The 26414-nt window shown below is 69.9% G+C and carries 16 protein-coding genes; 12 read left to right on the plus strand and 4 right to left on the minus strand.

What is annotated here, in order from left to right:
* Nucleotides 1-12 precede the first annotated feature (12 nt).
* Nucleotides 13-5328, minus strand: coding sequence for a trifunctional serine/threonine-protein kinase/ATP-binding protein/sensor histidine kinase (locus tag AC6JA9_RS20405; protein WP_497960477.1), 5316 nt, complete (start codon nucleotides 5326-5328; stop codon nucleotides 13-15).
* A 180-nt stretch (nucleotides 5329-5508) separates the two neighbouring features.
* Between AC6JA9_RS20405 and crtI the strand changes: the two genes are divergently transcribed.
* Nucleotides 5509-7005 (plus strand): phytoene desaturase family protein, encoded by a 1497-nt coding sequence (gene crtI, locus AC6JA9_RS20410; RefSeq protein ID WP_497960479.1) that lies wholly within the window; start codon nucleotides 5509-5511, stop codon nucleotides 7003-7005.
* 148 nt (nucleotides 7006-7153) lie between these two features.
* Complete coding sequence (locus AC6JA9_RS20415; RefSeq protein ID WP_426746507.1) at nucleotides 7154-7960, plus strand: hypothetical protein; 807 nt, start codon at nucleotides 7154-7156, stop codon at nucleotides 7958-7960.
* A gap of 63 nt (nucleotides 7961-8023) precedes the next feature.
* Here AC6JA9_RS20415 and AC6JA9_RS20420 read toward each other — a convergent pair whose 3' ends face one another.
* Nucleotides 8024-10213 carry a carotenoid oxygenase family protein gene (locus AC6JA9_RS20420; RefSeq protein ID WP_223784439.1) on the minus strand — a complete coding sequence of 730 codons (2190 nt, stop codon included), beginning with the start codon at nucleotides 10211-10213 and terminating at the stop codon, nucleotides 8024-8026.
* A gap of 217 nt (nucleotides 10214-10430) precedes the next feature.
* On the opposite strand from AC6JA9_RS20420, the gene AC6JA9_RS20425 reads away from it, so the two are divergent.
* Nucleotides 10431-12452: a protein kinase domain-containing protein gene (locus AC6JA9_RS20425; protein ID WP_497960481.1), complete on the plus strand. Its 2022-nt coding sequence runs from the start codon at nucleotides 10431-10433 to the stop codon at nucleotides 12450-12452.
* A 21-nt stretch (nucleotides 12453-12473) separates the two neighbouring features.
* Here AC6JA9_RS20425 and AC6JA9_RS20430 read toward each other — a convergent pair whose 3' ends face one another.
* Nucleotides 12474-13997, minus strand: coding sequence for an Hsp70 family protein (locus AC6JA9_RS20430; RefSeq protein ID WP_141323915.1), 1524 nt, complete (start codon nucleotides 13995-13997; stop codon nucleotides 12474-12476).
* Between the two features lie 316 nt (nucleotides 13998-14313).
* On the opposite strand from AC6JA9_RS20430, the gene AC6JA9_RS20435 reads away from it, so the two are divergent.
* From AC6JA9_RS20435 to AC6JA9_RS20460, 6 genes are all read left to right on the plus strand, one after another.
* Nucleotides 14314-16563 carry a PrkA family serine protein kinase gene (locus AC6JA9_RS20435; RefSeq protein ID WP_223750033.1) on the plus strand — a complete coding sequence of 750 codons (2250 nt, stop codon included), beginning with the start codon at nucleotides 14314-14316 and terminating at the stop codon, nucleotides 16561-16563.
* A 125-nt stretch (nucleotides 16564-16688) separates the two neighbouring features.
* A complete protein-coding gene (locus AC6JA9_RS20440; protein WP_497960483.1) occupies nucleotides 16689-17564 on the plus strand; it encodes a S1 family peptidase in 876 nt (291 codons plus the stop codon).
* 77 nt (nucleotides 17565-17641) lie between these two features.
* On the plus strand, nucleotides 17642-18094 hold the full coding sequence (locus AC6JA9_RS20445; protein ID WP_046713582.1) for a deoxycytidylate deaminase: 453 nt from the start codon (nucleotides 17642-17644) through the stop codon (nucleotides 18092-18094).
* A 246-nt stretch (nucleotides 18095-18340) separates the two neighbouring features.
* A complete protein-coding gene (locus AC6JA9_RS20450) occupies nucleotides 18341-18991 on the plus strand; it encodes a sensor histidine kinase (RefSeq protein WP_083560397.1) in 651 nt (216 codons plus the stop codon).
* 78 nt (nucleotides 18992-19069) lie between these two features.
* A complete protein-coding gene (gene nla6 / locus AC6JA9_RS20455; protein ID WP_141323913.1) occupies nucleotides 19070-20506 on the plus strand; it encodes an enhancer binding protein Nla6 in 1437 nt (478 codons plus the stop codon).
* Nucleotides 20507-20794: 288 nt separating this feature from the next.
* Nucleotides 20795-22762, plus strand: coding sequence for an ArsA family ATPase (locus AC6JA9_RS20460; protein WP_223784442.1), 1968 nt, complete (start codon nucleotides 20795-20797; stop codon nucleotides 22760-22762).
* Between the two features lie 27 nt (nucleotides 22763-22789).
* Here the strand turns inward: AC6JA9_RS20460 and AC6JA9_RS20465 are convergent, their stop codons facing one another.
* On the minus strand, nucleotides 22790-23476 hold the full coding sequence (locus tag AC6JA9_RS20465) for a tetratricopeptide repeat protein (RefSeq protein ID WP_370640405.1): 687 nt from the start codon (nucleotides 23474-23476) through the stop codon (nucleotides 22790-22792).
* Between the two features lie 100 nt (nucleotides 23477-23576).
* Here AC6JA9_RS20465 and AC6JA9_RS20470 point away from each other — a divergent pair, with 100 nt between their 5' ends.
* Genes AC6JA9_RS20470 through cmk form a run of 3 tightly spaced genes read left to right on the plus strand, consistent with a single transcriptional unit; the run spans nucleotide 23577 to nucleotide 26376 of the window.
* A complete protein-coding gene (locus tag AC6JA9_RS20470) occupies nucleotides 23577-24545 on the plus strand; it encodes an acetyl-CoA carboxylase carboxyltransferase subunit alpha (protein WP_141323911.1) in 969 nt (322 codons plus the stop codon).
* A 47-nt stretch (nucleotides 24546-24592) separates the two neighbouring features.
* Complete coding sequence (hisC, locus tag AC6JA9_RS20475; RefSeq protein ID WP_223749914.1) at nucleotides 24593-25684, plus strand: histidinol-phosphate transaminase; 1092 nt, start codon at nucleotides 24593-24595, stop codon at nucleotides 25682-25684.
* Nucleotides 25681-26376: a (d)CMP kinase gene (cmk, locus tag AC6JA9_RS20480; protein WP_497960488.1), complete on the plus strand. Its 696-nt coding sequence runs from the start codon at nucleotides 25681-25683 to the stop codon at nucleotides 26374-26376. The genes hisC and cmk overlap by 4 nt, the downstream gene beginning before the upstream one ends.
* Nucleotides 26377-26414: the final 38 nt, after the last annotated feature.

Raw genomic sequence — 26414 nt, forward strand, 5'->3', positions numbered from 1 at the left:
GTCCGGCGCCCGTTATGCGGCGGCCGTCGTGGGCAACAGCGACGGCAGGGAGATGACGAACTCGGAGTACTCGCCCATGACGCTCTCCACGCGAATCTCGCCCTGGTGCTCCTGGACGATGTCGTGGACCAGGGACAGGCCCAGGCCCGTGCCGGAGCCCGCGGGCTTGGTGGTGAAGAACGGGTCGAAGAGCTTCTCGCGAATCTCCAGGGGGATGCCCGGCCCGTTGTCGCGCACCCGCAGCTCCACGCGCGCGGCGAGCCTCCGGGTGGAGACCAGGATGCGGGGTGTGAAGGCGTCGCCCTCGCCGCGGCGCTTGGCCAGCGTCGCGTAGAAGGCGTTGTCGAGGATGTTGATGATGAGCCGGCTGATGTCCCCGGCCACCACCTCGACGGTGCCCACGCGCGGGTCCAGCTCCGTGTCCGTTTCCACCGCGGCCGCGCCCTCGCGCACGCGCAGGCCCTGGACGGCCAGGTTGACGCTGTCGCGAATCAGCATGTTCAGGTCCACGCGGGTGCGCGAGCCCTCGGAGCGGCGCGAGTGCCGCAGCATCGTCTTGATGATGTCCGAGGCACGGCGCCCGTGGGTCTGGATGCGGCGGGCGTTCTGCTTCAGGTCCTCCAGCGTCTCGAGGATGTCCTCGGCGGTGGTGGACTCCAGCTTCCCCGTCTGGGCGCGCAGCGTGGTGTCCAGCTCCGCGGCCAGCCGCGTGGAGAGCTCCGAGAAGTTGTTCACGAAGTTGAGCGGGTTCTGCAGCTCGTGCGCGATGCCCGCCGTGAGGGCGCCCAGCGACGCGAGCTTCTCCTGGGCGACCAGCTGACGCTGCATCTCCTGGATGCGGGTGAGCGTCTCGGCCAGCTCCACGTTCTTGCTCTGCAGCTCCGCGGTGCGCTCATCCACGCGGCGCTCCAGCGTGTGGCTGTACTCCTCCAGGCTCGCGTACAGCCCCGCGTTCTCCAGGGAGATGGCGGCCTGGAAGGACAACAGGCGCAGGACCTCCAGTCGCTCGGGGGTGAAGGCCCCGCGCGTGGCGTCGTTCTCCAGGTAGAGCACGCCCGTGAGCGAGCCCTGCTTGAGCAGCGGGCTGCACAGCACGGACTTGGGATGCGCGGTGCGCACGTACGGGTCCTCGGAGAAGGGCTCCTCCGTCGCCGCGTCGTCCAGGATGACCGTCTCGCCGGTGCGCACCACGTAGTGGACGATGGAGGCCGGCAGCGCCGTGGAGGACTCCACCGGCACGCCCTGGTCCAGCAGCACCCGCGCGCCGTCCACCGAGCCCTCGGCCTCGATGTAGAGCCCCTCGGGGCGCATGAGGATGAGGAAGCCGCGCCGCGCGCCTGCGTTCTCGATGAGCAGCGTCATCAGCTTGCGCAGGAGCTTGTCCAGGACGATTTCGCCGGACAGCGCGCGCGCCGTCTTGAGCACCGACTCCAGGTCCAGCGAGGCCAGCGGCGTGCCCGCGGACTCCTCGGCCCGCACGGGCTCGGGAGTGGTGGGGAGCAGGTGCGGGTACTCGCGCTCCAGTCGCGAGGCCACCGCGCGCGCGCCCCAGCGGACATACGCGGCCCGGGAGTCCTCCAGGTAGCCATGGGCCACGCGCTCGCGGCGCTGGTCCAGGTGGAACCTCGCCGCCAGCTCGCAGCCGACCGCCTCGTCGAGCGACAGGCCGTGCTCCCTCGCGAGCCGGATGGCCCGGTCATAGCCATCCGCGGCCTCGGTGGGCTTGCCGTCCACCCGGGCCCGCTCCGCGTCGAGCAGCTCCGCGCGCGCGGCGTAGTTCATCGGGGCGATGCGAGCCCAGCCGCGCATCTGCTTGCGGAGCGCGTCGATGGTGCGGGACGCGCGCAGGCGCTCCAGCGGCCCTCGCGACGTGTGCAGCTCGAGCAGGGCCAGGCCCTGGAAGAACTTGTACCAGGGCAGGTAGATCTGCCCGGTGATGAGCTCCGCGCGGGCATCCACCGCGGCCGCGCTCTCCAGGGCGCCCTTCGCGTCGCGCCACAGCCAGCGGCGCATGGTGCGCATGACCTCGCAGGTGGCGATGCCGTTGGAGTAGCCGGCTTGGTGGTACGGCGCGACGATGTCCCGCTCCCGGGCCTCCACGTCGCCGGTGAACGCGCCGGTGAGCACGTCGAGGGTGTGCCGCGTGTACTGGAGGAACGGCACGTTCGTGTGCCGGTGGCTCGCGAGCGCGTCGCGGAAGCGGTCGACGCGGGGGCCATGCTCCAGGAGCCCGTCCCGGCCGATGAGGGACACGGCGCAGCCGGCGCTCGCGTTGTAGGCGAAGTACTCGATGTCGCCCGTCTCCTGGCCCTTGCTCGCGCCGGCGAAGAAGTCATCCAGGCACGTGCCCAGCGGCTCCTTCCAGTGGCGGATGAAGAGGTTGAAGACGAAGTGCACCATCGAGCGCAGGCTCTCCGCGCCGAAGCGGTCCAGCGTCTTCAGCGCGAGCCGCCCGTAGCGATAGCCCTCCTCGGGGTTGCCCAGGTGGACGCTGAGCATCAACCCGTAGCCCACGTAGCCGAAGGCGGCCGTGCCCGTGGCGCCGTGGCGGATGGTGAGCTGGAGGTTGCGCAGCACCACGAGCGGGAAGAGCAGGGGGCGGGCCATGAACGCGGCCGTGGCCAGCTTCATCATCACCCGCAGCGTCGCGACGAGCAGCGGGTCCCTCAGCTCGGGGAGCGACTCCAGGTCCTCCGGCTTGCGCAGGCCCAGCAGGACCTTCGTCTTCGCGACGCCCGCCAGCACGTGCGCCTGGATGGGGCGCGCGGGCAGGTGCTGGCCCAGCATTCCGAGCACCTCCAGGCCCAGGTCCACGGCGCGCTCGTGCTCGCCGCGGTGGGAGTGGCACTGGATGCGCACCAGGTGCACGCGCACCTGCTCCAGCCGATCCTGGGCGTGGTCCAGGGCGGCGGTGGCCAGCCGCTCCATCTGCTCGAAGTCCGCCGCGAGATACGCGGCCTCGGCGGCCTCGACGTGCAGGTCGAACGCGAGCGCGCGGTTGGCGCTCCAGCCGTCGTCCCCGAGCAGCTGACGGCCTGTCGTCAACAGGCGCAGCGCCGCGGACCACGCGCCGCGTGACTTGGCGCCGCGACCCGCGCGCAGGTCCAGGGCCGCCACCCGGTGCCGCTCCTGCGCGTCCTTCAGCACGGGAAGGGCCAGGTGGAAGTGGCTGACGATGTCCGCGAGCTGCTCGTCCATCAGCTCGGGCGGCGTGTGCCGCAGCAGCAAGCGGCCGATGCGCGCATGGACCTCCGGGCGTTGCTCCGGGGGCGTCAGCTCCAACGCGGCCTGCTGGACGCGGTCATGCGCGAACTGGAAGCTGTCGGAGGGCTCGGTGTCCGTGAGCCGCTCGCCCACGGGCGCGACCAGGGCCGCGTGGAGCACCTCGTCCAGCACCTCCGTCGTCTGCTCGGGCGTCTGCTCCAGCACCGTGGAGAGGTTGCGCAGGGTGAAGGCATGACCGAGCGCGGCGGCCACGGGCAGCAGCGCCTGGGCGCCCGGGCTCAGCTCCCGGATGCGCGCGGTGAGCAGTGCCACCACGCCGTCGCTGAAGTCCTGACCTCGCAGGGCGCCGCCGTCCCAGCGGAAGCCTCCACCCTCCGCGTCGAAGCGCACGAGCCCGCGTTCATAGAATGCGCGCAGCAACTGCACCGCGAAGAAGGGGTTGCCCTCCGTCAGCGACAGGACCACCGCGTCGAGCTGCGTGTCGGGCTGTCCCGCCGCCGCGGGGAAGACATCCGCGACCAGGCGTGACAGCTGCTCGGGGGACAGGGGCTCCAGGTCGATGCGCTGCACGGGTGTGCCCGCCTCGCGCAGGGCCTGGGTGAGCCCCTCGACGGGGTGCTCGGCGTCGAGGACTTCGGTGCGGCACGCGGCGACCACGAGCAGGTTGCCCAGCTCCCGGTCCGTCAGGAGCTGGCGCAGGAGCTGGAGGCTCGCGCTGTCCGCCCACTGCAGGTCATCCAGCACGATGACGAGCGGATGCTCGGGCGTGGCGAGGACGCCCACCAGCTTGCGCAGCACCAACTGGAAGCGCAGCTCCGACTCCGCCGGGTCCAGTTCGGCCACGGGCGGCTGCTCTCCCAGCACCAGCCCCAGGCGCGGCACCGCATCCACGACGAGCTGGCCCATCCCGCCCAGCGCCTCCAGCAGGCGCTGCCGCCACAGGTCCAGGCGCTCTTCGCCGAGCAGGCTTCGGGCGACCTCGCGGAACGCCTCGAAGATGCCGGAGTAGGGCGTGTCGCGCAGGAGCTGGTCGTACTTGCCGCGCACGAACAGGCCGTGCTTCTCCGACACGGGACGCTTGAGCGTGCCGGTGAGCGCGGACTTGCCCATGCCGGCCGCGCCGGTGACGAGCACGAAGCCGGAGCGACCGGTGGCGGCCCGCTCGAAGGCGTCGCGCAGCGCGGCCTGCTGGGGGGCCCGACCATAGAGTCGCTCGGGGACGGCGAAGCGCTCGGGGACGTCCTTGGTGCCCAGCTCGAAGTCGGGCACGCCATTGCCCGTCTCCAGGCCATCGAGGCAGCGCTGCAGGTCGGCCACCAGCCCGTAGGCGCTCTGGTAGCGGTCCTCGGGGGACTTGGCGAGCAGCTTGAGGATGAGCGCCGACAGCGTGCGCGGCAGCTCGGGCACCAGCGACTGGGGCGGCGGCGGCGGCAGCGCGACGTGCGCGTGGACGAGCCCCAGCGCATCGGTGTCCGCGAAGGGACGGCGGCCGGTGAACAGCTCGAACAGCATGACGCCCAGCGAATAGAAGTCGCTGCGGGAGTCGACGCTGCGATGCGTGCGGCCGGTGGCCTCGGGGGACAGGTATTCGAGCGTGCCCTCGAGCCGGTCCGGAGCGACGGGGGCCACCTCCGCGCGGGCGCGCCGCGTGGCGAGGGTGAGCCCGGTCAGCTTCACGGACACGCCGTCCGCGCCCACGAGCACGGACGCGGGCTGCAGGTCCCGGTGCAGGATGCCGGCGGCGTGGAGCTGGCCCACGGCGCGCGCGAGGGCGACGGCGAGCCGGCAGCCGGCGAGGACCTCCATCCGGCCCACGGCCTGGCGCTGGGCGAGCGTCGTCTCGCCGAAGCCCTCGAGCACGAGCACGGACATGCCGGGACGGGACTCCTCCAGGGCCAGCGGGTGGAGGACGCCGTCGAGGCGCAGGGGATGGGTCAGCTCGAATTCGTGACGGAGCCGCTGCGTGAGGGCTCCGGTGCGCGAGGGCTCCGCGAGCTTGAGGTTGACGGTGGCTCCATCGTTGGCGCGGGTGGCGCGAACGAGTTGGAAGGAGCCGGAGCTGCAGAGCGCTCTGTCGCTTCGGTAGCCAGGGACATCAATCATTGCTCGACCCGTGCGCGCAGGGGCGCGGCACCCCCCTTGGGGCCGGCAGGCTAGCTGTGCCTGCCCGCGACTCGCAACCGAACCGGGCCCGCTTCACGGGGCGGCTGCCTGCTCACCGGAGTGGTGGTCTGGGGCCGGGTGTGCCATGCAACCTCCACGGTGATGAGAGCGACGGCCAGGGTGGAACAGGACACACGGCGGGACGGCAGGCGCGTCCTCATCATCGGCAGTGGTTTCGGAGGGCTCGCGGCGGCGGTGCGTCTGGCCGCGCGAGGCTGGCGAGTCACCGTCCTGGAGCGTCGCGCCGTCCCGGGGGGACGTGCCCATGCCTTCCAGCAGGACGGCTTCACGTTCGACGCGGGGCCCACGGTCATCACCTGTCCGCACCTGCTCGAGGAGCTCTGGGCCCTGGCGGGGCGGAAGCTCGCGGAGCACGTCGAGCTGCGGCCGGTGACGCCGCTCTACAGGATGCGTTTCCCGGATGGCTTCACGTTCGACTACCACACGGACCGGGAGCGGATGCTCGAGGCCGTGCGCCGCGTCTCCCCCGGGGACGAGGCGGGCTACCTGGCGCTGTCCGCCCGGGTGGAGCGGCTGTACGAGGCGGGAATCGGCCCCTTGATGAGCGCGCCCGTGCCGCACGTGCTGAGTCTTGCGCCCTTCACCGCGGCGCTGGTTCGAGACGAGGCCTTCCGGACGATGTACGGCCTGGTGTCGCGGCACGTGAAGGACGAGCGGCTCCGGCAGGCGCTGAGCTTCCATCCGCTGCTCATCGGCGGCAGTCCGTTCTCGGCCGCGAGCGCGGTGTACACGTCCATCCAGTTCGTCGAGCGGCGCTGGGGTGGGTTCTTCCCCGTGGGAGGGACGGGCGCGCTGGTGCGGGGCCTCGTGTCGCTGCTGGAGTCGCTGGGCGGCGAGGTTCGCTACGACAGCGAGGTGTCGGAGATCACCGTGGAGGGGCGCAAGGCCACGGGGGTCCGATTGGGCTCCGGGGAGTGGCTCCCCGCGGAGGCGGTGGTGTCCAACGCGGACGCGGCGTGGACGTACCGGTACCTGCTGCCGCGTCACGTGCGCAGCCACTGGACGGATGACCGCATCCAGCAGGCGCGATACTCGATGAGCGTGTTCCTCTGGTACTTCGGCACACGGCGCCAGTACCCCGAGGTCGCACACCACACGCTGCTGTTCGGTCGGGATTTCCGAGGCATGTTCTCGGGCCTGTCGGGCTCGGGTCAGCCGTCGCAGGACCCGCTGCTGTACCTGCACCGTCCCACCGCGACGGACTCGGGCCTGGCGCCGCCGGGACATGACGCGTTCTATGTCCTCGCGCCGGTGCCGCATCTGGGCGAGGGCTCGAACTGGAAGGCGAGGGCGGAGACGTTCCGTCGCATGCTGGCGGAGCGACTGTCGCGCACGGTGTTGCCCGGGCTGGAGTCGGAGTTGATGACGTCGAGGGTGATCACGCCCGAGGACTTCCGGGATGATTTGCGCTCGTTCCGGGGCGCGGCGTTCAGCTTCGCGCCCACGCTGTTGCAGACGACGTTCTTGAGGGCGCAGGCGAAGAGCGAGGACGTGGACCGGTTGTATCTGGTGGGCGCGGGGACCCATCCCGGCGCGGGCCTGCCCGCGGTGCTGTGCTCGGCGAAGATCGTCGACACGGTGATGGCGGGGGCGTGAAGGGGGGCCTCGGGCGCGGGCTCGCGACGAAGAACGGCGCGCGCCAGAACGCCGGAGGTGTCACGCTCTGTCGTGCATGGCGAGCGTGGGCTGCATGAGCGCCGGGGCGAGGTGTGACATTGCCCATGCCGTGCGGAGGTGAAGGGACATGGCGGAAGTCGCGGGACTCGAGCGCTGTCACGTCATCCTCAAGGCCGCGATACTCGCGGCGAAGCCCGAAGACCGGCCCGCGATTCGTTGGGCGCTGGGCGGCCCGCGTCCCGTGTGCCCGGCGGCGGGGCAGGTGGAGCTGGGGTTGTGGTTCTCCTCGCTCGTGTCGCCGTTCCTCGCGGACCGCTTCGAGGAGGCCGTGGCGAGCCGCATCGTCGAGCGCGTGCGGGACTTCCTGTCGAAGCCCCTGCGCCTCACGCCCCAGGAGTCACTCTCGCTGGGGCACGACAAGAAGCTGACGAGCAAGGCGGGCCGCGCCTATCACGCGCTCATCGCGGACTCGCGCTCCGAGGCTGACGAGTCGGAGGCGCTCGCGGTGGTCCGGCGGACGGCAGGTGCTGCGGCGGCGCTGTGTCGCGGCAAGGACACCTTCGTGCACCTCACCGCCGCGGTGGCCCGTGTCGTGAAGTACCTCGACGAGGAGCCCGGCCGCGCGGGGCTGAGCGTGCAAGGGCTCCTCACGGAGCTGGATGCGCGCATCCTCCGACTGGAGTGCCACGCAGCCATCGCACCGCTGCTCGCGGGGAGCGCGCCTCCGGACCTCGAGGCTGTCCTGTGGCGCGCTGACGGCGGCAAGGGGACCGCGAGGCACTTCATCGCGAGGCTTCGCGGCGGGAAGCTCGGACTGGTGACGAAGCTGGGCGCGAGGTGGACCTGGATTCAAGGAGGGAAGGACGAGGTCCTCGCCTCCGTGCCGGATGCCTGCTTCGAGGAGGCGACCCGCGCGGTCATGGCGGGTGACTGAGTCGCGCGAGCCCGTGCCTCGGAGAACCCATGCATCCTCCGAGGCACCACCGCCGTCATGCCGCTACTTCTTCCGAGGCGCTCTCATCGTGAAGCGCGGGTACACGTCGTTCTCGAACACCTCGCGCAGCTTCGGGAAGTTGAGCACCCAGCGCACGCCCATCCGCCACGGGGCGAAGAGCGCGCGCGGCACGCGGGGGAACAGGCCCGGCAGCCAGTCCTCGTAGGCCTTCTGCATCGCGCTCACGTCGTAGTCCTCGCGCACGTCCACGCAGTAGGGCGGGTCATCCGGCACGTGGCCATCGAGGATGTCCCCCAGGCCCGGCGGCAGATACGTCGTGTGCAGCGTCATGCCGATGTCGAAGTTCTTGCTGCCCAGCCGGCAGATGGGTCCCTTGGCGATGTCCTCCGAGTCGAAGATCCACACCTCGTCCCCCGTCGAGTCCGGCGGTAGGTTCGGCGTGGGGTCCGACACCACCAGCGCCACGACGTAGCCCTTCCAGTACGGGACCATCGGCAGCTTGATGCTCGGCACGAACTGCGGCGCGAAGCCGAACCAGCCGGTGGGCAGCACGTAGCCCTCGAAGCGGCCGGAGTTGACGAAGAACTTGAAGAAGCTCGCGGCCCGGCCCTCGCGGATGGGCATGCCCTCCCGGTCTCCGACGATGGGCTTGTACATCTGGTAGATGAACTCGGGGACCATGTCCGCCGTGAAGCCATCCGAGTTGAAGTAGATGGCCAGCTCGTCCTCCGGAATGCCCCAGTTGATGCCGCCGGGGGGCTCACCGCCAGGAGGCGGCTCGCGGGGGACCTCGTCGAGGTACAGCTTCAGATTGGTCTCGAGCTCGCCGTTGATGAGGCCCGTGTTCGAGAAGACGGTGAGCCCCCACGTGTAGTCATCGTGCGAGTGCAGCTTCGACTCGATGGTCCGCCGGCGCATGTCGATGTGGTGCACGCCCAGCGAGCTGCGCGTCACCGGCACCGCCGTGGGCATGCCCTGCTGGTACGCCTGGGCCCGGTTGCCGTTGATGAGCAAATCTCCCTCCTGGATGGTGTGGGAGAGGTCCTCGGTGGGAGAGTGCCCCACGACAATCGTGATGACGTCGTCCGGGTTCTCGTAGCGCGCCGCGAAGTGCAGACCGCCACCGCCGGACTGGAAGCGGTACGCGGGGATCCTCGGCGGGTCATCGGGCAACAGCGTGCCGGGCGAGGGACGCAGGTCCGAGCGCTTCACGACCCAGAACACCGCCTGGGGATAGGAGGGCTCGGAGGTCAACCGGCTCACCAGCCGCTGCAGCCGCGTCATGCCCGGCAGCGCGGACTGCACCGCGATGCTCCAGAAGTTGACCGGGAAGTTGCTGTCCAGCAGGACGACGTAGTCGCGCGTGACGGCGATCTGATGCAGCGACTGCGTCACCACCGGCTTGCCCGTGGCCGCGTCGATGAGCGACCAGTGGTGCAGCCGGTTCTCCCACGTGTCCCAGCTCACCAGGTGCGTCCAGCCCTCCCCGAGCGGCCACTTGGGCGCGTGATTCGTCAGGAACAGGCGCGGCTTCTGCCCGGCGCCCGGCGCCTCGGAGATGGCCACCGGGTGCTCGAACGCGAAGGCGGGGTGCGCGGTGCTCTGCAGCAGCGGGAACGTCCACGGCGTGCCGATGGCCGGCTTCCACTCGCGCAGGTAGCCCAGCGGCGTGTACGCCTCCAGCGTCATCGGATGGATGGCCCACGGACGGCCCGCGTCCGTCGTCACCAGCATCATGTTCTCGCCCTGCACCAGGAAGGGCGCCGTGTTGGGGGCCTCCTGCGCGCCCAGGGCGATGGACACGTCCGACAGCGTCGTCTCCCGGAATTCGTTGAGGTAGCGCGTGAGCGGCCCGCGCGACGTCTTGCCCGCGTTGACCGGCTCGCGCGCCACGTACGACGGCGTCTCCATGATGGAGGAGCTGAACGTCGCGTGGGCCCCGTCGAAGTCGAGCCGCAGCACGAGCCCGTCGGAGGCCAGCGCCGGTGAGCCCTCGGACACGCTGGGGCCGGCGACGAAGACGTGGCCGTGCAGGTCCGGGGGAAGCTTGCCGGCGAGCACGTGCAGCGGCTCGCGCGTGAAGCGCTCCCGGTTGGATGTCATCGCGTTGCGCGGCATCCCGGGTCTGAGACCCGGCGGGACGGCGACACCAGGGTACGTCGTCCCATCCGGCAGATGGGGCGGCGCGGGCGGCGGCACATCCTCCGCCGAGGGGGAAGGAAGGGGAGACACGGCGCTTCGAGTCACATCAGGCATGACTCCTCCACGGGTAGGGAGCTGCGGAACAGGTCGGGGAACGGGGCCAGCACGGTAACACGTGCGACGTCCGCGACTCGCACGAGGTGGCACGTCCGCCAGGGGAGGGAGGGGGCGGGATGGTGTTCCGGCGTGTGGACCCGATGTGCCATCATCGCGACGCCCGGTGCGACCAACCATGAACCAACACGACATGTCTGAGCCGCGCATCATCGGCGGGCGATACGTCCTCGAGCGGGTGCTCGCGGGCGGTGGGATGGGCACGGTGTGGGTGGCGACGGATCCCAAGCTCCAACGCCGCGTGGCCCTCAAGCTCATGGCCACCCACTGCGCGCCCACCCCGCACGCCTTGCGCCAGTTCGAGTGGGAAGCCCAGGCCATCGCCCGCTTCCAGAGCCCGCACGTCATCCAGATCCACGACTGCCATCTGGAGGGAGACACCCCCTACATCGTCATGGAGCTGCTCGAGGGCGAGGACCTGGAGGCCCTGCTCAACCGGCGCGGCCGCCTGTCGCTCGCCATGGTGGAGCGGCTGCTCACCCAGACCTCCCGCGCCCTCACGGCCGCCCACGCCGCCGGTGTCATCCACAGAGACCTGAAGCCCGCGAACATCTTCCTTTCCCGGAGCGCGTCCGGAGAGGTCGTGAAGGTGCTGGACTTCGGGCTTGCCCTGTTGACCCAGGGTGGCACGGCGCATCCTCACCCCGAGGAGGAGATGGCGGGGACGCCGCGCTACATGAGCCCCGAGCAGCTCCGGGGGCTGTCGCCGAGGTTGGACCACCGCTGCGACCTGTGGGCGCTGTCGGTGGTGGCGTACCGGGCGCTCACGGGACAGCACCCGTTCCCGCTGGAGTCGCTGCGCCAGTTCCGCCTGGGCAACGTGCCGCCGCCGCCGGTGGCGCCGTCCTCGCTGGCGCCCGAGCTGGGCACGGAGGTGGACGCGTTCTTCGCGCGGGCGCTGGACGTGGACCCCTCGAAGCGCTTCCAGTCCGCGCACGAGCTGTCCTCGGCCTTCAGCGCGAGGGTGGAGGCGGGGCGGCCCGCGCGTCCGGCCAAGGTGCTGGTGGTGGACGACGAGCCGGATGTCGCGGTGCTGATGGAGCAGGTGTTCCGCAAGCAGGTCCGCCGCAACGTCTACCAGTTCCTGTTCGCGGCGGATGGCGAGGAGGCGCTGGAGGAGCTGCGCCAGCACCCGGACACCGAGGTGGTCCTCTGCGACATCAACATGCCGAGGATGGACGGGCTCACGTTCCTGTCGCGCATCGGCGAGGTGACGACGCTCACGCGCGTGGTCATCGTCTCGGCGTACGGGGACATGAGCAACCTGCGCACGGCGATGAACCGCGGCGCGTTCGACTTCATCACCAAGCCCATCGACTTCCCGGACCTGGAGGCCACGCTCGTCAAGACGCTCAAGCACGTGCGCGAGCTGCGGCGCACGGTGCGCTACACCGAGGAGAACGGCCTCTTGCGCATGTTCGTCCCGGGCGGCGTGCTGGAGCGGCTGCCGCCGATGATGCAGGGCACGGAGGCCATGGCGGGCGAGTGGGTGGAGGGCACCGTCGTCTTCGTCGACGTGCACGGCTTCACCCCGGTGCTCAAGGACGAGGCGCCCCCGGAGTCGCTGCGGCGGCTCAACGCCATCTTCGAGGCCATCGTCCCGGAGGTGCTCTCGCGCGGCGGCACGGTGGACAAGTTCGTGGGCGACGCGGTGATGGCCGTCTTCCGCGGCCCCGGCCACGTGGACCATGCGCTGGAGGCGTGTCTGTCCATCCGACAGCAGCTCGAGGTGCTGGCCATGCGAGGAGGCGAGGGCGCCCCGTATGCCCATGGGGTCTGCATGGGGCTGGACTCCGGGGACGTGGTGTCCGGCAGCATCGGCGCGAAGGCGTCCGGGCGGCTCGACTACACGGTGCTGGGGGACGTGGTGAACACCGCGGCCCGGCTGTCCACCCTGGCGCGGCGCGGGCAGGTGCTGCTCAGCGAGCGGACCAAGGAGCGCGCACAGGAGCCCTTCGACTACGCGGCGCTGGGACCCCAGGTGCCTCCAGGGGCCTCGGTGGAGCTGCTGGTGTACGAGCTGCTCCGGGCGGAGGGGGCACGCACGCCGGTGTCGGAGGACTCGACGCCGTACATGCCCTCTTCGGGGGGCCACGAGGAGCCCGGGGAGGGCTCGCACGAGGCCGCGGGGCTGGTGGCGCAGCCGTCCCGATGAGCTGGGACGGCGCGCGGCGCTTCAGCTGCTCTGGGTGACGCGCACCGTGGTGTTCATCTCCCGGCCGGTGGCCGGATCCCGGGCGCGCATGGTGAGGATGCCTTCGATGTTCACGTCGAAGGTGATCTCCACCTGCACTCCGCCGGCGCGGGCCTGCTGGATGCCGGAGAAGGTGAACTCACCGAGCATGTCGTTGCGCGCCACCATCTCGTGGTCGCCCTGGAAGATGCGCATGGCCAGCTCGGTCTGGTTGTCCATGCTGGTGGTGGCGAGCAGCTGCTTGGCGTTGGGGATGGGCGCGTTGCGCGGGAAGACGACGTGGAACGCGCCGCCGGCCTTCTCCAGGCCGATGGCCATGGGAATCACGTCCAAGAGCTGGATGCGCAGGTTGGTGTCGTCCTGGAGCGAGTGCGCGTAGAGCGCCGCGCCGATGGCGACCGCCTCGTCCGGGTGCACGGCCTTGCTGGGCGCCTTGCCGAAGAACTTCGTCAGGCGGTCCTGGACGATGGGCATGCGCGTCTGGCCGCCGACCAGCATCACCTGGTCCACGTCCTTGGTGGACAGGCCCGAGTCCACCAGCACGCGCGCCACCATCTGCAGGGTGCGGTCGACGAGGTGGTTGGTGAGCTGCTCGAGCATCTTGCGCGTGAACTTCATCTCGATGTTCAGGGGCTGGCCCTGGGACGTCATCGTGATGAAGGGGATGTTGAAGGGCACCTCGTCGCGCGCGGACAAATCAATCTTCGTGCGCTCGGCCAGGTCCTTGATGCGCTGCATGGCCACCGGGTCCGTGGCCAGGTCGATGCCTGTCTTGGCCGCGAAGTCCTTGAGGACGTGGTGGATGATGGCGTTGTCGAAGTCGATGCCGCCCAGGAACACGTCGCCGCCGGTGGACTTCACCTCGAAGACGCGCTCGCGGATCTCGATGATGGAGACGTCGAAGGTGCCGCCGCCCAGGTCGTAGATGACGACCTTCTCCTTCAGGCCCTTGCCCACGCCATACGCGAGCGCCGCCGCGGTGGGCTCGTTGATGATGCGCACGACCTCCAGGTCGATGAGCTTGCCCGCGTCCTTCACCGACTGGCGCTGCCGGTCGTTGAAGTAGGCGGGCACCGTCACCACCGCCCGCTTGATGGGCATCTTCAGGTAGTTGGACGCGACCTCGCGAATCTTGCCGAGGATCTTCGCGCTCACTTCCTGGAGCGTGAACTCACGCTTGCCGACGTCCAGCGTGACGTCGTTCTTCTTGCCGGGGCGCATGTTGTACGCCACGACCTTCTTCATCGTCTCGACGACGTCGCTGCCGAAAGGACGGCCCACCAGACGCTTGGCGCCGTAGACGGTGTTGCGCGGGTTGAGCTGCCACTGGCGCTTGGCCTCGTAGCCGATGAGCTCGTTCCCCTTGTCATCAATCGCGAAGATGGAGGGGATGGTGTACTCACCGCCCTTGTAGGGGATGAGCTTGACGTTCCCGCTGTCCTCGACAATCGCCGCGCACGAGTTGGTCGTGCCGAGGTCGATGCCGATGATGGGCTCCTTGTGCATCGTGTCTGGGCTCCGGGTGGCCACCGAAGAGAAAGGCTGGACCGTAGCGCACCCCGGCCCACCACGCGAGTAAGCTGACACCCACCTGCGACAAAGCCCTGCAACCCCGCACCATGTCGGGCGAAAAGTCCACCTGGGCTACTCTCCCCCCTGGAGGACAGCCGACGGCCCGAGCACGTGGGGTGGACGACACGAGGCCAAAGGGCCCTGGACTTTCCGGAGGGCGGGCGGGAAAGGTCGAGGAGCAGAGGACGGCCTGCGGCCCGCCGGCGCCGTGGCTAGATCAACGGACCTGGACGACGACGAGGAGAGCCACGTGGACGCGAAGGGGTATCTGCAGGAAGTGGGCTCGCAGGTGAACGCCGACTTCGTCAAGAACCGTTCGATCCTGTCCTTCGAGGAGTACCTGTCGCTCTTCCTGAACGACCCCAAGGCCCAGGCGCGCAACGCGGCGCAGTACCTGCGGGACGTGATGGACCACTTCGGGACGGAGACGGTGCCGCACCCGACGGGGAGCATCCGGCGCTTCAAGGTGTTCGATGCGCAGCACAACGAGCGCGACGGGCGGGTGGCGGGGCAGGAGGAGGTGCAGAACGCCATCTACCGGGTGCTCGGCAACTTCGTGCGCGCCGGCCGCATCAACAAGCTCATCTTCCTGCACGGTCCCAACGGCAGCGCCAAGTCCTCGCTGGTCAACGCGCTCAAGTCTGGGATGGAGACGTACTCGCGGCTGCCGCAGGGGGCGCTGTACCGCATCGCCTGGGTGTTCCCCTCGGAGAAGCTCATCAAGGGCTCCATCGGCTTCGGGGAGCGGGCGAGCACCGGGGACGGGGAGCTGACGACCTTCGCGCACCTGGACGCGGAGTCCATCGACCTGCGCATGCCCTGCGAGCTCAGGGACCATCCGCTCTTCGCCATGCCCGCGGTGGACCGGCGCAAGGTGCTGGAGACGGCGCTCAAGAAGAAGGGGCTGGGCAACGGGGACGGGGAGACGGGGGACTTCATCCTCTCCGACTACGTGCGCGACGGCGAGCTGTGCTCCAAGTGCCGGCGCATCTACACGGCGCTGCTCAACTCGTACAACGGCGACTGGCTGAAGGTGATGCGCCACGTCCAGGTGGAGCGCTTCTACGTGTCGCGGCGCTACCAGGTGGCCACGGTGACGGTGGAGCCGCAGATGAGCGTGGACGCGGTGGTGCAGCAGCTCACCGCGGACCGCACCCAGCTCAACGTGCCCGCGCCCCTGCACAGCACGGTGCTCTTCGAGCCGCACGGCCCGCTGGTGCACGCCAACCGCGGGCTCATCGAGTACGCGGACCTGCTCAAGCGGCCGCTGGAGGCCTTCAAGTACCTCCTGGGCTTCAGCGAGACGAGCGAGGTGCCGCTCGAGCCGTTCGTCCTCCAGTTGGACGAGGTGCTCATCGCGTCCTCGAACGAGAAGCACCTGGGCGCGTTCAAGGAGCTGCCGGACTTCGCGTCGTTCAAGGGCCGCATCGAGCTGGTGCGCGTGCCGTACCTGCGCCGCTACCGCACCGAGCAGCAGATCTACGACGCGCAGGTGTCCGCGACGACGGTGGGCAAGCACGTGGCGCCGCACGCGACGGCGGTGGCCGCGATGTGGGCGGTGCTCACGCGGCTCAAGAAGCCGATTCCGGACCGCTACCCCGGCGACGTGAAGGAGCTCATCGACCACGTCACGCCGGTGGAGAAGCTGCACCTGTACGAGGAGGGCGCGCCGCCGGACCGGCTCAGCCTGGCCAACACCAAGGAGCTGCGCAAGCTGCGCGAGGAGCTCTTCACCGAGTCGGACGCGTACCCCAACTACGAGGGGCGCATGGGCGCGAGCGCGCGGGAGATCAAGACGGCGCTGTTCAACGCCGCGCAGAACCCCGACTACAAGTGCCTCAACGCGCTCGCGGTGCTGGAGGAACTGGAGGCCATCTGCAAGGACAAGAGCGTCTACGAGTTCCTGCTCCAGGAGGTGGTGGACGGCTACCACGACCACGAGGCCTTCGTGCGCGTGGCGGAGGCCGAGTACCTGGACCGCGTGGACACCGAGGTGCGCGAGTCCATGGGCCTGGTGTCCGAGGGCCAATACCGGGAGCTGGTGGAGCGCTACATCCAGAGCGTGAGCCACTGGGTGCGTGGCGAGAAGATGCGCAACCGCGTCACGGGCGAGATGGAGAAGCCGGACGAGCAGCGCATGCAGGAGGTGGAGGCCATCGTCATGCCCCGGGGCGAGGAGGTGGCGGACTTCCGTCGGGGGCTCATCGCCTCCATCGGCGCCCACCGGCTGGACAACCCGGACGTGGTGATGGACTACGCGCGCGTGTTCCCGGACATGTTCAAGCGCCTGAGGGACCACTACTTCGAGGAGCGCAAGCGCGTCTTGCGCAAGAACAAGGAGAACGTCCTCAAGTACCTCTCCGAGGACCGGGCGCAGCTGACGTCGCGCGAGCAGACGCAGGTGCAGAGCACGCTCAAGACGATGGCGGAGCGCTACGGCTACTGCGAGCACTGCGCGAAGGACGCCATCCTGTTCCTGATGAAGAAGCGCTACGCATGAGAAGCGGGCGAGCGGGCTGACGGGGCCTGCTCGGGCGCCTGCTTTCCATTGGTAAGCGGGCTCGGGAAGATGGGGGCGTCGAGCGAGTTCGCAGTCCTACGCACTTCCTTCCTCCCGGAGAGTCGATGACCCGCTTCCTCCTGGGCGCCCCCGTCGCCCTGCTCGCCCTCGCGTCGTGTGCCGGCGCCTCGTCGCCCCACGCGAGCGCCCCCGCGCCCAAGGCCGCTGCCGAGGTCGTGCGCGTGGTGGCGATGCCCGAGCCCGCGCGGCCGACGCGCAAGGAGATGGTGCGCCGCATCCTCCCGCACAACGTGCGGCTGCAGATCGCCGAGGGGGACAGCGTGCGTCGCACGGCGTCCGGCGTGGTGGTGGGCTCGGAGCGGGGCGAGGACGGCGTGGTGGCGTGGGTGGTGACCAACGCGCACGCGGTGGTGATGGAGGACCTGAAGGCCCCGGAGCTGCGCGTGCTGGTGGACCGGCGCGGGGACGTGGAGACGCACGTGGGGCAGGTGGTGGCGCGGGGAAAGGTGCCGGAGATGGACCTGGCGCTGGTGCGCGTGCCGGGGCTGGGGCTGCCCGCGGTGGAGCTGGCGGAGGAGGCCGAGCTGGAGCTCGGCGAGGACGTCGTCGTGGCGGCGTCTCCGTTCGGCCGCGCGCTGTCGCTGTCCGGCGGCATGTTGTCCCAGGTGGAGTGGGACCGGGAGTCGCGGCGGCCGAAGCTGGTGAAGACCGACGCGCCCATCGGCTACGGGGCGTCGGGCGGTGGCATCTTCAGCCTGGAGACGGGCCGGCTGCTCGCCATCGTGGAGGGCTACCGCACCGCGCAGGTGGGCTTCGAGGTGCAGCAGGAGATCTTCAGCTTCGATGTGCCCATGCCCGGAGAGACGTTCGCCGCGCCGAGCACCAAGGTGCGCCAGTTCCTCAAGGCCCAGGGCTTTGGCCGGCTGCTCGAGCGCAGCCTGCCTGGTGAGGGAGGCGTCGCTCACGCTGCGGGTCGCTGACCCGCCTTTTTGTCGACAGGCGCCCCGTCCGCGCTACATCCGTCCCGCTCTTTTTCGCGTCACCAGGAGGCGAGCGCATGTCCGGACGGGTTTCGTGGGATCAGTACTTCATGGACATCGCGAAGCAGGTGGCCACCCGGGCCACGTGTGATCGCAAGCACGTGGGCGCCGTCATCGTCCGGGGCCGCACCATCCTGTCCACCGGCTACAACGGCTCCATCCGCGGGCTGCCCCACTGCGACGACGTGGGCCACATGATGGAGAACGGACACTGCGTGGCCACGGTGCACGCGGAGGCCAACGCCATCATCCAGGCGGCCACCAACGGCGTGGGCATCGACGGGGCGACCATCTACACCACCGCCAGCCCCTGCTGGCCGTGCTTCAAGCTGATCGCCAACGCGGGGCTGGTGCGCATCGTCTTCGGGGAGTTCTACCGGGACCCCCGCATCTTCGAGGTCGCCACCCGGCTCAACCTGGAGTTGGTGGGCCTGGGCGAGGCCTCGCGCCCGCCCGCGTCGTCGACCTGAGCGGGAAGCCCCCGACTCACGCGGACGGAAGCGCCACGGGAAACGTCGCCCGGAGAACACTCGGGAGCCTGCGCAAGTAGGCGTCGCTACACGGGAATTTGCCGGTTCCGGCAAGAATTACCGACCCAGGGTTGACGTTGTGGAACACGCTCCCTAACTCTTGGCCGCGGTGGGGTGGCGGCGGGGGAGGGAGACGAAAAACCCGAGGAGTTTCCGTTGGTTAGCTCGACGGCTGTGTCCAGCAGCATGGTGCGTGTCCAGGAGTCGACGGATCCGGTGGTGGGCGCTGCCCGCTACGGCGCCGTGCAGACGCTGATGGACAGCCTGCTGCACGACGTCCGCAACCCGCTCAACGCGATGGCCATCCATCTGGAGGTGCTGTCGGAGAAGCTGAAGGCGGAGACGGGGCAGGTGCCCCCGTCGCAGGAGAAGAACCTCAAGGCGCTGCGCGAGCAGATCCAGCGCGTGGACGGCATCCTGCGGCAGTTCTCCGACTTCATCGTGTCCAAGGGCGGCGCGGCGGGCGAGGTGGACCTGTCGGACGCGACGACGCGGGCGATGAGCGTGGTGGCGCACGAGGGCCGCAAGCGTCGCGCCACGATGCAGGTGGCCGTGGAGGCAGGGGTGCGGGTGCGCCTCTCGGACACCTCGGAGCTCGGTTTCTTCGTCATCCAGGCGCTGCTGCGGGGAGTCCGGCGGGCGGAAGGTGGGGGCTCGGTGCGCGTGACGGTGCGCGCGGACGGCCCGGTGGCGGTGCTGGAGGTCGAGGACACGGGAGGGGACGGCGCGCCGGAGCTGGCGGACGCCGTGGCCGCGCTGGGGCTGCGCTGTTCGCAGCTGGGTGTGGACCTCCATGTCCGCGGCGGCTCCTGCCGTCTCATCTTTCCTCGCGCTTGAGGGCTGTACCGAGCAGCGGGCTTCTCATTCAGAGTCATCCCCAATCCGCGTCACGACGCAGTACCGGAGGTCTTCATCTTGGGTAGCGCACGAATCCTGGCCGTGGACGACGAACGCGACACGTGCGAGGCGCTGGCAGAGATGCTCAGCTCCTGGGGGCACAAGGTCGAGACGGCCTTCGACGGGCACGATGCCCTGCGCAAGGCCGGCGAGTTCCGCCCGGACGTCGTCCTGTCGGACCTGGCGATGCCCGAGACGGATGGACTGTGGTTGCTGCGCAACCTCAAGGAGGAGCTGCCGGACTGCCCGGTGGTGTTCCTCACGGGGCGCGGCACCATCGACGCGGCGGTGGAGGCCATCCGCGAGGGCGCGTATGACTTCATCGTCAAGCCGCTCGACACCGCCCGCCTGAAGGTCTGCATCGACCGGGCGCTGGAGAAGAAGGAGACCCTGCGCGAGGTGCAGACGCTGCGCCGGCGGCTCAAGCAGCTGGGCTCCTCGGACCTCATCGCCCAGTCGGCGGGCATGCGCAAGGTCATCGAGCTGGTGGAGAAGGTGGCCCCGTCCAAGGCCAGCGTGTCCATCAGCGGTGAGTCCGGCACGGGCAAGGAGGTGGTGGCGCGCGCCGTCCACAACCTGTCCCTGCGCCGCGACAAGCCCTTCATCGCCATCAACTGCGCGTCGATCCCCGCTACGCTGATCGAGTCGGAGATCTTCGGCCACGAGCGCGGCGCCTTCACCGGCGCGGATCAGCGCCGCCCGGGCGTGTTCGAGCTGGCCCACGGCGGCACGCTGTTCCTGGACGAGCTGGGTGAGATCCCCATCGACCTGCAGGCGAAGCTCTTGCGCGTCCTGGAGGAGGGGCGCCTGCGCCGGCTGGGTGGCAAGGTGGAGATCGAGGTGGACGTGCGCGTCTTGTGCGCCACGAACCGCGACCTGAAGCAGGAGATCAAGAACCAGCGCTTCCGCGAGGACCTCTACTTCCGCCTCAACGTGTTCCAGATCCACCTGCCGCCCCTGCGCGAGCGGCGCGAGGACGTGCCCATCCTGGTCCAGCACTTCGTGGACAAGTTCCGGGGGGACTCGGCCAAGCGCGTGTCCGGCGTGCATCCGGAGGCCATGGAGGTCCTGAAGAACTACGAGTGGCCGGGCAACATCCGCGAGCTGCGCAACGCGGTGGAGCGCGCGGTGATCCTGTGCGACGGGGAGCTCATCACCCGCGAGCACCTGCCGCCGGACATGGCTGGCAAGGGCCCGGAGCGGCATACCTTCCGGTTGCCATTCGGGTTGAGCCTGGACGCGGTGGAGCGTGAGTACATCCTCGGCAGCCTCCAGCGCAATGGCAACAACAAGGCGCGCACGGCGGAGGTGCTCGGGGTGAGCGAGAAGACGCTCTACAACAAGCTCAACCGCTACGCGGCGGAGGCTCGCACCCAGCAGTCCGGTCCTGGAGGGCCGTTGGGCGGGCAGGGGAGCGATGGTCCGCTGAGCGCCAGCAACCTGCTGGCGCGCTGACCTGACGGGTAGGAAATCCGCTCCGGATTCCGCGCTGTTGGAGCGGCTCGGAGACGGTGCGACGGGGGCCTCGGCAGGAGGGGTCGGCAGGGGCCGACCCTCCGCGAAACCCCGCGTCAATTCTTGACTTTTGACCTCTGGACAAGGGATTCTGCGGTCGCCTCCCACCCACAGGGAGGGCCCGGCCGTACAGGTCGACGCTCCGGGCGACTCCGAAGCCTTCAACTCGGCAAATCAGGAGTGTGCATCAGGGTGCCGCCGGGGGGGCACAAGGAAGGCCACAACGCAATGAGCGACGCGCGAGTTCTTCACTTCTTCGGCGGCAAGGGCGGGGTCGGCAAGACCACGCTCGCGGCGGCGTACGCGTTGCGATTGTCGGAGGAGGCCCCGAAGGAACGGGTGTTGCTCGTCTCGCTGGACCCCGTGCGCTCCCTGTCGGATCTGCTCAAGAAGAAGCTCGGCGCGAAGCCGACGAAGCTCGTCGCCGGCAAGGGCGAGGGCGGCGTCTGGGGCCTGGAGCTGGAGCCCGCCGCGCTGCTCAAGCCCTTCCTCGCGGAGTACCTGCCCGCGCTGAAGAAGGCCGCGGTCAAGGGCACGCACTTCACCGAGGAGGAACTGGGCTCGCTGTACCAGCAGGCCATCCCCGGGCTGGAGGAGCTGGTGGCGCTCTTCCATGTCGTGGCGCTGATCGACGACAAGGATTTCGACCGGATCATCGTGGACGCCTCGCCCACGTCGCACACCCTGCGGCTGTTCGATCTGCCGGTGGGGCTGCGCAAGTTCCTGGGCCTGGTGCGCGCCGGTGAGAAGCCAGCCGCGACGACGGGCAAGGGCAAGAAGGCGCAGGAGGCCGCGGCCGCGGAGCCGGGCTACCTGGAGGCGCTGGGACAGAAGGCGGAGAAGCTGCTGGCGCTCTTGAAGGATCCCGCGCGCACGGCCTTCCACCTGACGGCGCTGGCGGAGCCGGTCCCCGAGGCGCAGACGCGCATGCTCTTCACGCAGCTGCGCGAGCGCGGGCTGCCGGTGACGGAGATCGTCGTCAACCAGGTGGAGGACCGCGAGGGTTGCCCCGCGTGTCAGGGCCGCCGGGGACTGCAGGCGCCGCACGTGCGCAAGTTCCAGGCGCTGGACAAGACGGTGCCGGTCCACCTGCTGGGTCGCCGCGAGGTGGCGCCGCGCGGGCTGGACGGCGTGGGTCTGTTCGCCAAGGCGTGGGCGGGTGGCAAGGAGACGAAGGCGCTGGAGTTCGCCGCCGCGGAGGGCCCTCCGGCCCTGGTGCGCGCGCCGTCCATGCCGCCCATCGCCGCGCCGCCGCTGCCTCCCACGCGGCTCATCTTCTTCGTGGGCCAGGGCGGCGTGGGCAAGAGCTCCTGCGCGGCCGCGGCCGCCGTGACGCTGACGGAGAAGGAGGGGCCGGTGCTCCTCATCTCCACGGACCCCGCGCACTCGCTGTCGGACGTGCTGCAGAGCCGGCTGACGGACACCGAGACGCAGGTGAAGGGCACCAAGGGCCTGTACGCGCGCGAGCTGGACATGGCGGGCTGGTTCAACGCCCTGCGCAAGCGGCTCAAGGAGAAGGCGGAGAAGGCCTTCGAGGGCGCGCCCAAGGCGGGCAGCGAGGTCCCGGCGGATCTGCTGTACCTGCGAAATCTCCTGGAGTGCGCGCCCCCGGGCATCGACGAGCTGGCGGCGATGAGCGTGCTGACGGACGCGCTGGTGCAGGAGCGGTTCAAGCGCATCGTGGTGGACTCGTCGCCGGTGGTGAACTCGGTGCGGGTGGTGGAGCTGGCGGAGACGGCCAAGACGTGGCTGGGCGCGCTGCACACCGTGCTCAACAAGCACCGCGCCAAGGGCCTGGGCGAGCTGGCGGACGACATCGCCGGGATGATCAAGCACGCCAAGCGCTTCGAGGAGGCCCTGGCGTCCCCGTCGGAGGCGCGCTTCGTGGTGGTGACGCGCGGCGAGGACCTGGCCGCGGCGCGCACCGAGCGCGTGGTGGAGTACCTGAAGGAGAAGAAGCTCCCGGTGGAGCGCATCCTCGTCAACCGCGTGGGCCCCAAGTCCACGTGTGAGAAGTGCGAGAACCGCCGCAAGCTGGAGCTCAACGCGGCGAAGGCCATCGAGAAGAAGCTGGGCCTGCCCGTCACCATGGCCCCGGCGCTCGGTCGTCACCCGGCCGGCCTGCGCGAGCTGAAGGCGTTCCGCACGGCGTGGTACGCGCTGTCGCCGCCGGCCGCGAAGATCAAGGCCGCCTGAGGCCCCACTGGGGCGGCTCTGGCGGCCTCAGGCGTCACACTCGGACGGCGCGTCGGTGAAGGTTCCCCACTGGGGGAACGTCAGCGCGCCGGTCTCGGTCAGCGTGCCCGTCACGGGCGCCTCTCCGCGCAGCCTCAGCTCCACCTGGCGCCCCTTCACGGAGTACGTGCCGGAGAGCTCCGAGCGGTGGGGCTTTCCCTCCGCGTCCACGTCGCGATTCCAGAGCGTCACGCGGCCCTGGGTGCGGAAGCGCAGGCCCCGGGTGGTGCCGTGGACACCCACGCCCGGGCCGTACCAGCTCACGTTGCGCAGGAGGAAGGGGACGTCGGCCTCCTTCTCCGGGACGCGGCCCTGCAGGCGCTGCCAGCCGAGGGTGTCCCGGATGCCGTCGAAGTCCGCGTCCTGGCGGGCGCGCGTCAGCCGGCGGGCGTCCCGCTTCACGGCCTGGGTGAGGTGCTCGACGATGACGTCCCGGTGGGCACCGTACTCGCAGACCTGGCCCTGCTTGCGGAGCACGCCCAGGGTGGCGGCGGTGTTGTAGCGGGGCAGGGCGTAGTCCGGGGCCGCTCGGACGGCGGCCTGGAACTTCTCCAGGGCCTCTGGATAGCGGCCGGCCTGGTACAGGCGGAAGCCCTCGGTGTTGAGGGCCCTTGCGGGGGCCGGGACGGGGGCGGCGCTCAGCGCGAGGACGAGCAGCGGCAGGGCATGAAGCATGGCGTCCGGAGGGGCGTGGGGTGTCCGGCACCGTGACACGGTGCGGTGCGTAAGTGCTTGCGCGTTGAAAGGTGCCATACCCTGGTGCTAGTTCCGCGCCATGGCAACCGGCATCAGTTACGCGCTCGACTTCGAGCGCCCGCTCATCGAACTGGAGAAGAAGATCGATGAGCTCAAGGCGTTGTCCACGGGTGGATCCGCGGACTTCACCTCGGAGATTTCGAAGCTCGAGAAGAAGGCGAAGAAGCTCCAGACGGAGATCTTCAGCGACCTGACGCGGTGGCAGGTGGTGCAGATGTCCCGCCACCCCGCGCGGCCCTACTTCCTGGATTACGTCCGCTTCCTCTTCACGGACTTCGTGGAGCTGTGCGGAGACCGGCACTTCGGCGAGGACCCGTCCATCGTCGGCGGTTTCGCGCGCTTCGACGGCAAGCCGGTGATGGTGATGGGGCACCAGAAGGGCCGCAACACCAAGGAGAACATGGCGCGCAACTTCGGCATGCCGCGCCCGGAGGGCTACCGCAAGGCGCGCCGGCTGATGGAACTGGCGGAGCGCTTCGAGAAGCCCATCCTCACCTTCGTGGACACGCCGGGCGCGTACCCGGGCATCGGCGCGGAGGAGCGCGGACAGGCCGAGGCCATCGCCGTCAACCTGGAGGTGATGAGCCGGCTGCGCGTGCCCATCATCTCCACGGTGGTGGGTGAGGGCGGCTCGGGTGGTGCGCTGGCGGTCGGCGTGGGCAACCGCGTGCTGATGCTCCAGAACAGCGTCTACTCGGTCATCTCGCCGGAGGGCTGCGCCTCCATCCTCTTCCGCGACGCCAGCAAGGCGGACAAGGCGGCGGACGCGATGAAGCTGACGGCGAGCGACCTGCTCCAGATGAAGATCGTCGACGAGGTCGTGCAGGAGCCCGCGGGTGGCGCCCACCGCGATCCGGCGAAGATGGCGGAGGCCTTGGGCAAGACGCTGCGCAAGCACCTGACCCAGCTGGCCGAGCTGACGCCCGACGGCCTGGTCAAGGACCGCTACGCGAAGTTCCGCGCGCTCGGTGTGTTCTCCGGGCGCTGAGCCAGCCACCGCTCATTCGAGCCACCACTTCCAGGGCCCCGTCTCCCATGCGACCTCTCGTTCCTTCCTACGTCGAGACGCTCAAGCCGTACGTCCCGGGCAAGCCCATCGAGGAGACCGAGCGCGAGTTCGGGCTCTCCGGCGTCATCAAGCTGGCCTCCAACGAGAACCCGCTGGGGCCCTCCCCGCGGGCGCTCGAGGCGATGCGGCACGCGTCCGCCCAGGTGCACCTGTATCCGGATGCCACGTCGTTCCACCTGGTGCGCCGGCTGGCCGCGTCCCTGGGCGTGCAGCCTCAGGAAGTGGTGCTGGGCAGCGGCTCCAACGAGCTCATCGAGCTGCTCATCCGCACCTTCACCACGCCGGAGGATGAGATCCTCCTGTGCAAGAACTCGTTCGCCGCGTACCGCATCTCCGCGCAGGCCCACGGGCGGCCCTTCGTGGAGGTGCCGATGCGCGAGGGCTACCAGTACGACTTGGAGGCCATGGCGCGCGCGGTGACGCCGCGCACGCGGCTCATCTTCCTGGCCAACCCGGACAACCCCACGGGCACGGCGTTCGGCCGCGAGGCGCTGGAGAAGTTCCTGGCGGCGGTGCCGTCCGAGGTGCTGGTGGTCTACGACGAGGCCTACTTCGAGTTCGTCGACTGGCCCGAGTACGTCAGCGGGGTGGAGCTGTTCCGGCGCCACCCGAACCTGGTCGCGCTGCGCACGTTCAGCAAGATCCACGGGCTCGCCGGCATCCGGCTGGGCTACGGGGTGATGGACGCGAAGCTGGCGACGTACGTGCAGCGCACGCGCATGCCCTTCAACCTCACGGTGGTGGCGCAGGCGGCGGGGCTCGCGGCGCTCGAGGACACCGAGCACGTGAAGCGCACGCGCGAGAACAACCGGGAAGGGTTGCGCTACTTCGAGGCGGAGCTGCCCAGGCTGGGAATCACGCTCACGAAGAGCCACGCCAACTTCGTGTTCGCCGACTTCCGCCGCTCGTCCACGGAGCTGTATGAGCTGCTGTTGCGCAAGGGGGTCATCGTCCGGCCGTTCGCGGGCGGCGGCTTCCCGACCTGCCTGCGCATCTCGGTGGGCACCGCGTCGGAGAACGAGCGCTGTGTGCGCGCGCTGAAGGAGGTGCTCGCGTGACGGGCGCTCGCTGCTTCATCGTCGCCATCGATGGTCCCGCGGGCGCGGGCAAGTCCACGGTGTCCAAGCTGCTGGCGCGCCGGCTCGGGTTCAGCCTGGTGGACACGGGCGCCATCTATCGCTGCGTGGCGCTGCTCGCGCGGCGTGAGCGCATCGCCTACGACGACGATGCCCGCCTGGGCGGGCTGCTCGGCCGCGTGCACATCCACTTCCAGGTGGTGGGTGAGGAGAACCGCGTGTTCCTCGGCGACGAGGACGTGTCCGGGGAGATCCGCTCGCCGGAGATCTCCATGGCCGCCTCGCAGGTGTCGGGCCGCCCGGTGGTGCGCGCGGGGCTGCTGCAACTGCAGCGGCGGCTCGCGCTCGAGTCGAGCAAGGGCTCCATCCTGGAGGGGCGCGACATCGGCACGGTGGTGTTCCCGGACGCGGACGCCAAGTTCTTCCTGGAGGCCAGCCCCGAGGTGCGCGCGCGTCGTCGCTTCGAGGAGCTGTTCCAGAAGGGCGTGGAGAGCAGCCTGGGCGACGTGCTCGCGGACCAGACCAAGCGCGACAAGGACGACTCCGCGCGCGCGGTGGCCCCGCTGAAGGCCGCGGACGACGCCGTCCGCGTGGACTCCAGCAGCCTCCCGCTGTCGGAGGTCGTCCACGACATGGAGGCGGAGATCCTCCGCCGCATGGCCGCGCGAGGGTAGGGGACGGGCCCGGAGCGACGGGCCCGCCGCCGCTCGAC

This window comes from Myxococcus sp. MH1, assembly GCF_059738865.1.

Bases quoted from the DNA above. Each gene is read 5' to 3' on its own strand.
- AC6JA9_RS20405 (WP_497960477.1), bottom strand. From the start codon at position 5,328: ATGATTGATGTCCCTGGCTACCGAAGCGACAGAGCGCTCTGCAGCTCC.
- AC6JA9_RS20415 (WP_426746507.1), top strand. From the start codon at position 7,154: ATGGCGGAAGTCGCGGGACTCGAGCGCTGTCACGTCATCCTCAAGGCC.
- AC6JA9_RS20425 (WP_497960481.1), top strand. From the start codon at position 10,431: ATGTCTGAGCCGCGCATCATCGGCGGGCGATACGTCCTCGAGCGGGTG.
- AC6JA9_RS20430 (WP_141323915.1), bottom strand. From the start codon at position 13,997: ATGCACAAGGAGCCCATCATCGGCATCGACCTCGGCACGACCAACTCG.
- AC6JA9_RS20440 (WP_497960483.1), top strand. From the start codon at position 16,689: ATGACCCGCTTCCTCCTGGGCGCCCCCGTCGCCCTGCTCGCCCTCGCG.
- AC6JA9_RS20445 (WP_046713582.1), top strand. From the start codon at position 17,642: ATGTCCGGACGGGTTTCGTGGGATCAGTACTTCATGGACATCGCGAAG.
- AC6JA9_RS20450 (WP_083560397.1), top strand. From the start codon at position 18,341: ATGGTGCGTGTCCAGGAGTCGACGGATCCGGTGGTGGGCGCTGCCCGC.
- AC6JA9_RS20460 (WP_223784442.1), top strand. From the start codon at position 20,795: ATGAGCGACGCGCGAGTTCTTCACTTCTTCGGCGGCAAGGGCGGGGTC.
- AC6JA9_RS20465 (WP_370640405.1), bottom strand. From the start codon at position 23,476: ATGCTTCATGCCCTGCCGCTGCTCGTCCTCGCGCTGAGCGCCGCCCCC.
- AC6JA9_RS20470 (WP_141323911.1), top strand. From the start codon at position 23,577: ATGGCAACCGGCATCAGTTACGCGCTCGACTTCGAGCGCCCGCTCATC.
- hisC (WP_223749914.1), top strand. From the start codon at position 24,593: ATGCGACCTCTCGTTCCTTCCTACGTCGAGACGCTCAAGCCGTACGTC.